Annotated in this window: 8 protein-coding genes and 1 pseudogene; 8 read left to right on the top strand and 1 reads right to left on the bottom strand. The window is 53.6% G+C overall.

From position 1 onward, the window contains the following. The first annotated feature begins 120 nt into the window (after positions 1-120). The 4 genes from BM348_RS17105 to BM348_RS17120 all read left to right on the top strand — a co-directional run bounded on the left by BM348_RS17105 (position 121) and on the right by BM348_RS17120 (position 6,287). Positions 121-1,170, top strand: coding sequence for a two-component system sensor histidine kinase NtrB (locus BM348_RS17105; RefSeq protein ID WP_092906772.1), 1,050 nt, complete (start codon positions 121-123; stop codon positions 1,168-1,170). A 563-nt stretch (positions 1,171-1,733) separates the two neighbouring features. Continuing rightward, positions 1,734-2,279: a hypothetical protein gene (locus tag BM348_RS17110; protein ID WP_092906774.1), complete on the top strand. Its 546-nt coding sequence runs from the start codon at positions 1,734-1,736 to the stop codon at positions 2,277-2,279. Positions 2,280-2,602: 323 nt separating this feature from the next. Further along, positions 2,603-4,036, top strand: a complete 1,434-nt coding sequence (locus BM348_RS17115; RefSeq protein WP_175507233.1) for a response regulator — start codon at positions 2,603-2,605, stop codon at positions 4,034-4,036. Between the two features lie 118 nt (positions 4,037-4,154). Continuing rightward, the gene (locus BM348_RS17120; protein ID WP_217642038.1) at positions 4,155-6,287 is read left to right on the top strand and encodes a PAS domain S-box protein; all 2,133 of its coding nucleotides are present in this window, start codon (positions 4,155-4,157) and stop codon (positions 6,285-6,287) included. A gap of 1,071 nt (positions 6,288-7,358) precedes the next feature. Here BM348_RS17120 and BM348_RS17125 read toward each other — a convergent pair. Beyond that, complete coding sequence (locus BM348_RS17125) at positions 7,359-8,594, bottom strand: methylaspartate ammonia-lyase (RefSeq protein WP_092907222.1); 1,236 nt, start codon at positions 8,592-8,594, stop codon at positions 7,359-7,361. A gap of 419 nt (positions 8,595-9,013) precedes the next feature. On the opposite strand from BM348_RS17125, the gene BM348_RS17130 reads away from it, so the two are divergent. From BM348_RS17130 to BM348_RS17145, 4 genes and pseudogenes are all read left to right on the top strand, one after another. Then, positions 9,014-9,778: an IclR family transcriptional regulator gene (locus BM348_RS17130; RefSeq protein WP_092906780.1), complete on the top strand. Its 765-nt coding sequence runs from the start codon at positions 9,014-9,016 to the stop codon at positions 9,776-9,778. Positions 9,779-9,975: 197 nt separating this feature from the next. After that, positions 9,976-11,745: a Na+/H+ antiporter NhaC family protein gene (locus BM348_RS17135; RefSeq protein WP_175507234.1), complete on the top strand. Its 1,770-nt coding sequence runs from the start codon at positions 9,976-9,978 to the stop codon at positions 11,743-11,745. A gap of 205 nt (positions 11,746-11,950) precedes the next feature. Then, complete coding sequence (locus BM348_RS17140; protein ID WP_092906782.1) at positions 11,951-12,937, top strand: asparaginase; 987 nt, start codon at positions 11,951-11,953, stop codon at positions 12,935-12,937. 345 nt (positions 12,938-13,282) lie between these two features. Further along, positions 13,283-13,908, top strand: a pseudogene (locus tag BM348_RS17145) (IS6 family transposase). Positions 13,909-14,163: the final 255 nt, after the last annotated feature.

A 14,163-nucleotide genomic window follows, 5' to 3' on the forward strand; every position in this document is an offset into this window, starting at 1 on the left:
TTCGTAGTTCAACGTTTGTCTCAGAATATTCGAGTAGATATTAATTTATTGAGCTATAACAACCATTGATAGTCGGCGGTAGAGTTTTATGGATGGGGCGATAATTATACTTAGCAATAGATGGCCAAAGAGACCGATGAAGTTCGCTCTGCTGAGTTTTACCGAACGCTCGTCCGAAACGCTGCGGAAGGGATGTTAACAATCGATAAGAATAGTGACATCGTGTACGCGAACCCGGCCATTGAGGATATTCTCGGATATTCTCCCGAGGAATTGATCGGTTCTTCGAAGATGAAGATCATCCCCGAGCGCCTCCAGTCTGCACACGCGAATGCATTAGCATCCTACGTTGAAACGGGAGAACGGAACATCGACTGGAACGGCTTCGAACTACCAGCACTTCATAAAGACGGCCACGAAGTACCGACACTAATCAGTCTCCGTGAACACGATCACGATGGGAAACAGTACTTCACCGGCATTATCCGGGATATAACCGAGCGGAGACATCGCGAGAACCAGCTACGCGACCAGAAAGATCGTCTCAATGAGTTCTCGGAGATTCTCACTCACGACATTCGAAATCCCCTCTCGATAGCCCAAGGGCATGCAGAATTAGCCCAAGAGGAGCACGATATTCCAGAAGCAGAGCAAATCATCGAATCGCTCGAGCGTATCGATTCGCTCATCGAAGATGTAAATGCACTCACGCAGAATGGCGATACGATCGTCGACGTGGAACCGGTTGCTATCGAGACTTGCGCCACCGAAGCATGGCGGAACGTGAGTACTGCAAGTGCGGAGTTATGCGTCGAAGGAGCGCTCGGGAGGGCCAACGCAGACGAAAGTCAACTGCACGGGTTTTTCGAGAACCTGTTTCGCAATGCGGTTGAACACGCGGGAACCGATGTCGCCATCCAGATCGGACTATTACCGGATCGGAAGGGGATGTACGTCGAAGATACTGGTTCCGGAATTCCAGAATCAATACGTGGTGATATCTTCGAATACGGGTACACGACGAATGATAATGGGACGGGGTACGGACTTTCGATCGTCCAACAGATCGTAAACGAACATGGGTGGGAAATCGCCGTGACTGAAAGCGATGCAGGTGGCGCTCGCTTCGAAATCACAGGGATGGAGTTCGTTGACGCAACTGATCGATAACGGTGTGTGGGAATCTGACCCATCTCACCCCTCGTCGGTTTCGCCACCGCCGCATACGAAACCCGTCACAGCGCTGGAACCGTTGACCTACGGCAGACGATTCGTCGATACGGGGAATGAAACCGTCGACTTCGTTGTACTGATCTCGGCAGACCAATTCTGTTCGGCTAAGCGACGTGATTTCGTACAGACTCGAGCGCTCGGCTAGGTCGATACCTCCGGCGAGGCTGTAGCCCTCGGGCGCGTCGAGATGTAGGAAACCAGCTGGCTGTCGTAGTCTCGTCGGCTTATTTTAGGTTTCGATGCATAGACTGTTTATTCTGTATGGTATGGAACATTGACGATTTCCAGAATCGATTTTTGTACTGCAGTGATAGGTTCGGAATCGTCGACACTTGCTTCAAACGCCTCTTCCCAACTAGTAATGGTGGATGAAGCTTGTCCGACACCAGCTGTGGCACCCACTTTTTTGTCCGATTAGTATAAGAACACCTCGTGGGGAACGCACTATGTCACTAGCAGACCTGCAAAGACCAGCTACTCGGCGTGAACGGTATCGATATATGGCCACTGCCGCGACCCGCCCATTCGCGATTGGAGCCACTCTCTTGCCACTTGCACTTCCCGTCTTGGGCTATCTCTCGAGCGATATTCGGATCATGTTCACCATTCATCTCTTTCTCGGCGCGTTCTGGTTCGGAACGGCGGTCCTCGGTGCGGTCGTTCTCGGACCGGTAATGGGGGGTCTTTCTGCGGAAGCAAACGTCGAGTTCGCCAAAGGTTTCGTTCCCAGAATGACCCTCCTTATGGAACCGGTTTCCGTTGGCGTCATCGGTTCTGGAATCGGTCTCGCGAGTATGATGGGACTCTGGGCCTCTCCGTCACCGTCCCTATGGGCGGCACTCGTTCTTGCTATCGCATTACTCGTCCTTGGATTCGGTCCGCTTCACAAATTCACGGTCGGTATGTTCGACGAGATTGCCGCCGAAGAGACCAATCACGAACGGCTTGCCGCGTTAAACAAGAAGTATGGAATGCTGAGTCTGGTCGAACTCGTCTTGATGATCGCGATCGTAGCGACGATGTCTGGCCTTCGATGGGGCTTTTGACTCCACAATTCGCCTGTGTCGTGATACCATCGACTCCGTCGGTATCGATGGCAGAGTTAGGTGTTCGGGCAGTCGTGTGATAGAAGGCGGACTCGGTCGAATTCACAGTCGCGTCAATTTCCCGAGGAAGCGTTGTACCTCCATCCGAACGCGCTATTGATCGGTACACGAACAGTTGAGTGTCGATTGAGATTCCAACTCGAGGATGTATGTGGTTCACTGAACGGAGCGTAGCTTCTGATAGGTGTCCACTAGTTTTATCTGTCTTTCCCAACGATAGTCGATATCTGAAAAACAGAGCCAATTCAATGGTCGTACTTACTATGTCGGCTGAAATCACACGAGTCTTACACGTCGATGACGACCCTAATTTCAGTGACGTTGTTACGTCATTTCTCGAATCGGAAGATGAGGCGCTCGAGGTCGTTACCGAGACGTCCGTAGAGGATGGACTCAGCCAACTCCAGAAGGGCAGCGTTGATTGTGTCGTTAGCGATTACGATATGCCGGAAACGAATGGGTTAGATTTTTTCGAGGCGGTTCGAGAATCACACCCGGAGATGCCGTTCATCCTCTTTACCGGTAAGGGGAGCGAAGAAATCGCAAGCACGGCGATCAGTCGCGGCGTCACCGATTACTTACAGAAGGCAGGGGGGACCGAGCAGTACGAGGTGCTTGCAAACCGCATTCGAAACAGCGTCGACCGGCACCGAACCGAGCGCGAGCTCCGCCGGAATCGGGAATTTCTCACGCGCGTTCTCAATCTCAATCCGTCGGCCATCATCGTGCTAGATGAGTGCGGAGAAATTGTTCGAGCAAACGAACGCGCCGAAACGATTCTCGACCTCCCCGAATCAGAGATAACGAGTCGCTCTTTCGATGACGCCGAATGGGACGTCGTGGATGAAGACGGGTGTTCGATTTCGAAGGACGCGTTGCCGTTCGGGCGTGTACGTGAGAGCGGCGAATCGGTATACGAAATCCAACACGGTATCAGACGGGCCGATGGAGACGTCGTATGGGTCTCGATAAACGCCGCCCCGCTGTGGGACGAACACGACGAAATTCAATACGTGGTCACGGTCGTGTCCGATATAACATCGAGAAAACGGAAAAATCAGTCCCTGAACGCGACTATCATACAACTCGAGGGATTCGGAAATGTCCTCTCTCATGACCTCGGAAATATCCACCAAATTGCACACGGCCGTCTCGAACTGGCACGCGATACGGGCGAGCAAGAACACTTCGAGGCTGTCGAGGAGTCGATAGACCGAGCCGAAGGGATGTTAGACGAACTGACAACGGCAATGCAGGCCGGCAGTATCGTAGAGGAGGTTGCCACGGTTGCGGTGGATGACGTATTCGATCGAGCATGGCAATCTCAGGCAACAGCGGACGCAACGAGGGAAGTAGAGGAAGGCATTCGGATCGAAGCGAACGAAATGGCATTACAGCGGATGTTCGAAAATCTGGTCCGCAATGCGTTTGAACACGGGGATAATACGGCAACAGTTCGAGTGGGCTCACTCGCAGATGGTTTCTACGTCGAAGATGATGGGCCGGGAATCCCGAAGGACGAGCGTGAAAACGTCTTCGAGCCAGGATATACGACGAAAAAAGGTGGAACCGGAACAGGACTCGTTAGCATTCAACAGATAGCTCTCGCGCACGGATGGGATACGGAGATTCGAGACGGGTCTGATGGAGGTGCTCGATTTAACTTTACAACGTCGAACCGGGCTGCTGACCGATGAGGTCACAAACGAGCTCGAACACTGCTGGACGAAAACCAACTGTGGTATGTGACACAACCGATAAGACGATTATTGTCGACCAGTATACGACACTATGTACGGCGAGGACAGAGTAGACATGGATTCAACACTGCTTCCTGATTCGAAGACGATCGAAATCCTCCATATCGACGACGATTCCAGCTTCGCGGATCTGGTCGCAACGTTTCTCGAGCGCGAACGCGACAGCTTCAGTGTCCACACCGAGACCGATCCCGAAGCCGCCCTCGAGAGACTCGAGATGCGCGAGTCGGCTTTCGACTGTGTCATCAGTGATTACGAAATGCCCGGTCTCGACGGACTCGAGCTTTTAGCGCGTGTCCGTGAGACCCATCCCGATCTTCCGTTTATTCTCTTTACGGGCAAAGGCAGCGAAGAGATCGCCAGTGAGGCAATCACTGCAGGTGTTACCGACTACTTGCAGAAAGCCGGCGGAACCGAACAGTACCGCGTCCTCGCCAACAGGGTCCAGAACGCCATCGAACGATACTGGGCCGAACGATACCTAAATAGAGGCCTCGAAGCCATTGAAACCGCACAAGACGGTATCGGAATTCTCAGCAACGAGGGGTACATCGAGTACGCGAACGCCGCCTACGCTGACCTCCTCGGCTACGAGCGTGAGGAACTCGTCGGGCTCCACTGGGAGGCCCTCTACCACGAGGACGATATCGACCGCGTCTACGACGTTCTCATTCCGGACGCCCGCGATGGGCGCTGGCACGGCACCACATCGTTCGTTCGGAAGGATGGAACGGAACTCGAGGTCGAGCACACGCTCTCGTATACTGACGACGACTCGCTCATCTGTACGTTCACACCACCGACGCGTGCTGACGGAACGACGACCAACCTATCCGCGAAGGAGCAAGCGATGGACGAGGCACCGATCGGAATTCTCCTGACAGACCCTCATCAAACGGACAATCCGATCATCTACGCGAACGACGAGTTCACCGAACTCACCGGCTACGAGAAACCAGAGGTGATTGGGCGGAACTGCCGATTCCTCCAGGGTCGGGCAACCGAGGACGATCCGATCGCGAAGCTTCGAACCGCGATCGACGATCGGGAACCGGCTACTGTCGAGTTACGGAACTACCGGAAAGACGGCACGGAGTTTTGGAACCGTGTCCGCATCGCACCGTTGTTCGACGACGACGGTGACCTCGATCTCTTCGTCGGGTTTCAGGACGATATTACGGACCAGAAACTGTACGAGGAACGATTACAGTCACAGGCGTCCCGCCTTGAAGCGATCTTCGAGCACTCGCCGGATATGATCGCCGTCCACGATATCGACGGCGGTATCCGCGGCGTCAACCAACGACTGTGCGAAGAACTCGGATACACGCGGGAGGAACTCCTCGACCGAGACGTCTGGGACCTCGATCCGACGGCGGATCCCGACCGATCGCGAGCGTTCTGGGAATCGCTACCACCGAACACGCCACAACGGTTCGAAGGGAAACTCGAGCGGAAAGACGGATCGACGTTTCCGATCGAGATCCACATCATCCGTCTCGACCTGGACGGCGACGATCGGTTCTTTGCAATTGACCGCGACATCAGCGAGCAAGTGGGGCGCGAACGCGAACTCGTCCAGCAAAACGAGCGGTTGGATCGGTTCGCGAGCGTCGTAAGCCACGATCTACGGAATCCATTACAGGTCGCGGGTGGACACCTTGAATTGCTGCGCGAAGATTGTCATAGCGACCACATAGACGAGATCAGCGACGCGTTGGGTCAGATGGAGACGCTGATCGAGGACTTACTGCTGTTCGCGCAAGCGGGCGAAGAGACGATGGACATCGAACCGGTACGGTTACCCGCAATCCTTCGGTCGTGTTGGGAGACGATCTCAACGGAGAACGCGACCCTCAGGGTCGAAACCGAACGGACACTCAGGGCAGACCACGATCAACTCTACCAACTCCTTTCGAATCTCGTACAGAACGCCATTGAACACGGTGGCCCCGACGTGACGATCACGGTTGGGGACACAGAAACCGGATTCTTTATCGCCGACGACGGCCCCGGGCTTCCAGAGACGGACGGCGCGGAGATATTTAACGCAGGCTACACGACCGCCGCCGATGGTACGGGGTTTGGCCTCAATATCGTCAAGGAGGTCGCCGAGCGCCACGGGTGGGATATTACAGCGACGAACGAACAGCGAGGTGGTGCTCGGTTCGAAATCGAACTCGAGTGAACCACGCGCACAACCGTCGTCGATGAGTCGGATCCGGCCACCGCCGATTGATATCGGTTCAAACCGATCAGACAGTTTGTACCACCGTAATCTCGTCGTTTCGTCGATCGAGTATCCTTTCGTCACAATTTCGCTTTTATAACTTTACTACTGAGCGAGCCTGTATCCTACCACGTCGGCCCCACCGAACTGGTCTGGACCGTACAGTTTCCTGTCTCCGTCACGGGCCAGGCGCTGACCAGGTTTATTCACGCTTTCGCCTTTTCGCTCGAAGTTCTTCCGTGGCGTTTCGACCCCGTCGAAAGTCGAGAGACGGTACTGAATCTGTTCTCGGTCTTACCCTCACCGGAATGCTAAATAATTTGGCTGTTACAATAATCAGACATAGAGAATTGTTTAGATCCTTCAAAATAGTGGACGGGCGTGATTGGTGCTGTATAAATGACTATGCTGACTAGTTAGCTCGATTTTTACTAGATAAAGCACTTCTATAGAGGTTTCGAGCTGAATACCATGATTGATGGATCAATACTTCTGGAAAGCAATCGATCACCTGCCGTCACTATCGACGAGAGACCTCACTTAGGAATACCGCGTATCTCGAGCGATGAGTACAGCAGCAAGACGACGTGAGGTAGCCGGTAACTGCAAACAGAGGGACCGAGCCAAACTAAACTGAATTGCAGTATAATAACAATTCTATGTATTGAGTTTATTGACAAATACAAGAGTGGTTGGTTCTCAAAGAGTATCCGCTCCAAACTTCACGACCCGCGGTCCACCAGTACACAGCCGTTCCCCTATGGACGGGCCGTCTCACTCGAACTCTAAACTACGTGTATGCAAGAAAGACGGTCGGCGTTGTATCCCCCTTCTGCTTGTGCCTTCGGCGCTCGCTGAGGAAGGGGGCTTAACGCCTCAATTCAGCTAAAAGAGGACTCTCGAGTCATTTATTAGTATATAAATATGATATCTCAGAAAGATGGTATCGAATATTCAACTCCATTAGCTAGGCGGTGTCCACCCTAACTCTACAAAACTCAAAATAATTTGATCGCTACTTGAAGGTCGTCAATTGCTTATTCGATAGGACGTCCGAGCCATCTCGTTGGCAATGATCTGATATCCTTCATCGACCCCCATTCCGGGCTTGGCCAGTATCTGTTCCGGTTGCGTTGCGAGCGCCATTTGTGCACAGACCCGAGCAGAGACATCTGTTTCCGCACAGCTTCCGCCTAAGTATGCACGCGTATCGGTGTTTTCGCAGTATTGGACAGCATCGATACTTGCAGTGATTTCACCGAGATCGGGCGTCTTGATCTGGGCAACATCGACGGCGCCGGAATCGACAAATGCAGTGACGTCATCGTAGGTATTACAAAACTCGTCGGCGATGATATCTACGGGCACCGAACACTCGGTTAGGGCGTCTCGGAGTGCTCCGAGCACGTGGATCTGCTCGTCGCGTGATCCTGCTTCGATCGGGCTTTCTATTTGAAGTGAATACGGCGATGCAGCATCGTCGAGCGCTGCGAAGTAGTCTATAACCTCGTCACGATCGTACGGAGGTGCAAAGATTTCGCCAACCGTCCCGTAGATATCTACGTGAAACGTTGGGTCGTACTCTGGAGAACCGAGTTCGGTCACTCGATCGCTAAGCCAATCCAGATATCCAAGGAGCCGTTCTCCCTCTTGGCCGATCTCGTCTACCGAATTAAACAGCCCGTGGGGAAGAACGGGAACCTCTTTGAGAATCATTTTTTCGGCGTTTCGACGGCGGTCACTGCCGCTTTGACAGAAGATTGGAACCGGTTGGGGCGAACGGTCGATACTGTATTCGTCAGTGATTACCTCCGTCATCGTCTGTGCAGAAGCCGTCGCTGCGGCATCCAGTAACGCTTGGGAGACCCCGTATCGGACTGCCGTGTGTAACTCTTCCGTGTCAGCTATGTCGCTCAGAATCTCGACATTGGTCGTAAACGCACTGGCATCTCGACCAACGAGGGCCTCCGAAATCGTCGTCTCGATTTCGTCAAGGTGGTCCTCTGCAGTGAAAAACGCATCGCGACCACCGAACCCGGAGTATTGGACCGCTGTACAATCACCGAGAGCGGTTCGACCGTCTTCGAGTTCGATTATTACACTCGCTGCTTCGGCCGGCTGACGGACATCGGTAAATCCCGGGGTAATTGCTTTTCCTTTGTACAGAAATCCGTCTCGTTCTGCATTCGACACGATAGCTTCCTTATCGTCGAAGTAGTACCCACCTGTCGTTACAACTGCGGTTACGTTAGCTATCTCTGTCATTTTCCGTCCATGTAAGTATTTATTGAGGGGCCATATATAAATTCCTATTATAGACCAATCGTTGATTTGCGCTACGTCCAATTTGATGGCGAATTCAATTCTATAATACATAGAACGATTCCTGACGCAGTTCTTTGTTGGGCTGGCGAGGAAAGCGTTATTTACATTCATATGAGTGTATTATGGGTGGTGGTACGAGGCGGGCAAATTAGCCGTGTTCCAATTCAGCGACTCGGATGCGGTGAGGAAGGCGGTCAGTCTTCCCAAAGGAGATAAAATCAAAAGGCACGGGTGCCAGGACCCGTACTGAGCAAGGGAGGAGTGTCCTGCTATTAATATCACCAATAGATGGTTGCTACGGTGAATAACGAAAATTCTATGATACATGGATTTATAAGGCCTGGAGAGAAAGAGACAGTATGAACGAAAGTCAACTTTTGACGACGACTGAAACATCGTTGGTGGTGATCGAGGCGATTCAGGAACTCGACGGGGCGACGCCGGCCGAACTCGCGGCGATGCTCGAGCTATCCGAAAGCACCATCTACAAACACCTTTATACCCTCGCGAAACACGGCTACGTCGCTTCGGATGGGGACGAATACCGACTCGGGGCGCGGTTCTATCACATCGGAATGTACGTCCGGAACCGCAGCAAAGTATTCGAGCTGGCGGGCAAGTACGTCATCGAACTCGCTGAGCAGTCGAACGAGGAATCCGATTTCGGGATCGAGGAAAACGGTCGCATCGTGACGCTGTTTGATTCGGTCGGTAGTTCAGCCAAGCCAAGTTCTCGGCTCAACAACTACGAGTATATGCATACGACGGCCATCGGGAAAGCGATCCTCGCTCGATTGCCGGAGTCACGCGTCGACGAAATCACCAGCCGGTGGGGTCTCCCGGAACTCACCGAGGAGACGATCACATCGCGGGCGGAGCTCGATGCCGAACTTGAGCGCACTCGGGAACGGGGCTATGCCATCAACGATCAGGAATCAATTCCGGGCAAACGCGTCGCCGGTGTTGTCGCCGAGGGTCCCAATGGGGCCGTCATCGGCGGGTTCACCATCTCCGGTCCGGCGTACCGAATCGAGGATGCCGACCTCCACCAGGAATTTCCCGACATTCTGCAGCGAGTTGTGCCGGATTTCGAGACGGAACTAGTCTCACAGGGGCTCCTGTAGTCGTTTTCGAGATCGACAAAAGAACCGATAACCGACCGATTGTGGCCGCGATACTCACAAATCGAAATGCTGTATACATCTATTCTCCAGCTATATATGTTGGATATCCTATAGGGGACGCCACTGTGTGTCCATCTGATCGCTTCCTTATCCTCATTCAAAAGATTAAAATAGTGTAATTCTCTCATTGAGTGTGTATGTCATACGAATCGCTTCCGGTTGCAGCACTCGCACTGGCACCGCCGGTTCTCGCGATCGTACTCGCGATGTATACGCGGCAGGTGCTCGTGTCGTTGTTCGCCGGGGTCTGGATTGGTGCGTTGATGATCGCCGACTGGAATCCGATCGCGGCGACGGCGCTATCGATGGACTGGCTCGTCGAAGTCGTCAGATCGCCGTTCGATACCAAATTCTTACTGTTGATCATGTTCATGGGCGCTGGTGCCGCGTTCATTTACAAATCAGGTGGTATCATTGCGCTCCAGAACTGGATCGGTCATCGGGTAAATACGGCACGTGACTCGCAAATCCTAACGTGGCTCATTGGGATTTTCATTTTCTTCGACTCGTATACGAGCACCATCGTGACCGGGAACGCGACTCGCGAGCTATCTCAGGAAAACAACACCTCCCGAGAGATGCACGCCTACGTGCTGGACTCGACGACCTCGCCGGTTACGACCTTCGGACCCGTATCAAACTGGATTGGATATCAAGTATCGATGATCATCGTTGGGTTCGAAGCCGCCCAGTTCACCGCTGAAGAAGTCGGTCTCACCGCATTCGGGCTCTTCTTGCAGAGCATTCCGTGGAACATCTACTGTTTCCTAGCGTTCTTCATGGTTGGGTTCATTTCGATCACCCAGCGGTTCTATGGTCCGATGCTGAACGCTGAGTGGCGTTCGCGCAAAGAAAAAAAGACTCGCCGGGACGACGCGACGCCCCTCTCGGATATCGAGACCGACGTTGGTGAGCCAAGCGAGAAGAACCCGACGCTGATCAATTTCTTCGCGCCGATCCTTTCTCTTCTGGTGGTCGGACTCGTCTCGATGTGGTGGCTCGGTGGAGGCCATCAGTCCGGCGTCGATATCGCGACTGCGTTCCAGGAAACCGATGTCGCACTCGGCCTCCTATACGGTTCATTCGCGTTCATGGCCGTCGGCATGCTCGGTTCCATCGGATTCGGAACGATGGACCTCGAGGAAGCGAGCGATACCGTAATTAGCGGGTTCAAGACGATGATGATCGCGGCGGCGATCATCGTGCTGGCCTGGAGTATCGGCCACGCGGCTGAACAGGTTGGGACAGCCCAGTACATCGTCGACGTGATGGTCAACAGCGGCGTCCCAGGTTCGTTCCTGCCGCTACTGATCTTCCTCGCCGCGATGTTCATCGCGTTTACGACGGGAACGTCGTGGGGAACGATGGCTATTCTGACGCCGCTCGCGATTCCGCTCGGCTACGAACTGTCTGGACTGTCGATCCTGCCGGTACTCATGGGCGTCCTGTTCGGTGGCGCGATCTGGGGCGATCACGTCTCACCCATCAGTGATACGACTGTCATGTCCTCGATTTTCGCCGGTTCGGATCACATCGATCACGTGCGCACGCAGATTCCGTTCGCGATGACCGCAGCAGGTGTGACGGTACTGATGTTGCTCCTGTACGCGGTCGGTGTGACATCGCCACTGGTGTTGCTCCCGCTCTCAGTCGTCATCACCGTGGGCGCCGTTATCGCGCTGAACAAGTTCGATGCTCGCCGCAAGAACTTGCCCGAAGTCATGCCGACTACCGAGGCCATCGACAACGGTGAAATTGATGTCGATGCGATCGAAAACGGAACCAAAACCGACACAACACAGATCAATGGCCGGTACAATTTCGTCGAATCAATCCCGATGACCGCAGTCGGGATCGTTATCGCGTATCTCTGTCTGGTATTCGGGTTCATGACCCTCGGCTTCTAGCGGGAGGGTTTACTTCTGTTTCATCGTTTTTGACGAAGAGAGAAGTAGAGATGTGGCTCAAATAGATATCTGGTTACAGATACAACACGAGCTATCCGACACAGTATTCTCCGCGCCGTAAACGGCGAGGGTCCCCGCTGACAGGGGGTTGGCGTGGTCGATGTCAATCATAACCGATATACGTTTTGTTCGGACAGTACGATGTATGTCGACTGTGTACGTCATTGCCACCGGCGGCACGATCGTGAGTACCTCGAGCGACACCGGGACGGTCCCGACCGAGTCGGTACAGGAGTTAGTACAGACCTATCCCGAGAGCTTTGAACACGTTGATATCGAATTGGAACAACTCACGCAAACCCCGAGTTCAGAGCTGACGATCAACGATCTCGTGAGACTGAGTGATCGTGTGCGAGCCGTCGCCGACGAGATGGACGGCGTCGTCGTCCTCCACGGGACCGATACGATCGAAGAGACCGCATACTACCTCGATATCGTGCTCGACGTTGACGTACCGGTCGTCCTCACTGGAGCACAACGGCCGTACGATAGCCGTAGTCCCGACGGACCGGCAAACCTTCGTGGGGCCCTCGCGGTAGCGAGTCACGATCACGTTCGGACGGGTGCCTACGTCTTCTTCAACGACCGTCTTCACGCAGCGCGACCAGTGACGAAAGACCACAGCAGCAATCTCGACGCGTACGATTCGGGCAACTACGGCCCAGTCGCCGATAGGACACCGAACGGCCTCTGGTTTTACCGCCGTCCCGTGAGTCTATCGGTGACGATCCCCACACGAGAGATCACGGCGACCGTCGAGGTCGTGCCGACATCGACGGACACCAACGGAAGACAGATCGACCACGCCATTGATCGCGGTGTCGATGGAATCGTCGTCGACGCGCTCGGACTCGGAAATGTTCCCGCGGACGTTGCAGATTCCATCGGAGACGCTGTTGACGATGATATTGTCGTCGTTATTACGACGCGGTGTCACAACGGAGTCGTCTCGCCCGTGTACGGTTCCAAAGGGGGTGGTGCAGCTCTCGAAGAAGAGGGTGTACTGTTCGCATCGAACCTTCCCGCCCACAAGGCCCGAATCAAACTCCTAGTAGCTCTGTCACAACAACCAGGCGATACGGTTTTAGAGGCGTTTGATTCCAGTCAAATCGATGGCCACGGGTATGTGTGAAAGATGGTTCTGAAAGTGATAAATGTTTAATAGGTGGTTAGTAGTTGGAACGTATTCGTGTAGCCGATCGCTCCGCGACGGCAAATTCCCGTGACACAGTAAGTGGGGATGGATCTGGCGATAGCTTCGCCCACGAGTTTGCTCGCTTTTGCCGCCGACCAAGAAAGCACTAGGAGAAACGGGAATTCGACCTCCCCCGAGAACGACCGTATCCCTTCGAGGATAGGCGTAGACCTCACCGGCGAATTCGTCCGAAATAGTATCGGAATTTTCCATATAGTTGTAGGAGGCAGTGTCTAGTTAGCCCAGTTTGAGAAGCGAGCAGCTCAGAGAGCTAATTTGGCTATGTCACTCGCAGACCTGCTCAATGAGTCCTACGCGGCGGAATTTGATGAAGCTTGGAGCGTGAGCGGACGGCGATTGCGTCAGGGTGTTCGCCGTCCGGTTCCACGCGACTGGTTGTTCACTTCGAGAGACACAAGCAATTCTTCACTTGATCGGCGTCGAACGGTCTCATCAAGCAATCTGGCACTAGGTACATCGGCTGGCTAACAGCGTTCCAGACCCGCGACTGCGCAGCCGCCGCGGGTTGCAATTAATAAAAATCTGTCAAGATCAACGGCAGCTGGTCTTGGGTATACGATGCAATTAATCTAGACTCACACCTAATATTTGATGTCGCAGTGTTCTGACGGCGAGGCACTGATCCAGTCGTTGCGTTCCTGCATCGATTGACCGAGCAACACGATCTCTCCGAAGCGGTGCTTCTTGTCGATGGCTACGGCTATCTGACTGTCCTCTCTCGATTAGGCTTGCGCGGTCACCTCCACTACGACGAGCGAAACCTGATCGAAAAGTGGTTTTAGACGTTCAAGATGCGGGTTGACCGCTTCCATCATTCGTGGGTGGGCAGTCGGGCGAGCGTCAGAGAATGGCTTGATTAGTTCGTACACTACTATCACACACAATGACAGTACCAATCACTCACCGGACAGACTCCAGTCGAGGTGCTAAACTAGACAGTACCCTCAAACTAGATGTGAAAACTACTCGCTGAGGAATTTTTTGGCTCGCCAAAACCGGAACCACTATCAACTATTAGGCCAGCCTAAATCATATGGTGGATGATTCCAGCGGTGACGAGGCACCAACACGGCGTGACTACATGAAGTACGGCGGGGCAATTGTGGGTACTGGTTTATTTGCAGGCTGTTTGGATGCTTCCC

Source organism: Halostagnicola kamekurae, from assembly GCF_900116205.1.
GTDB lineage: Archaea > Halobacteriota > Halobacteria > Halobacteriales > Natrialbaceae > Halostagnicola > Halostagnicola kamekurae.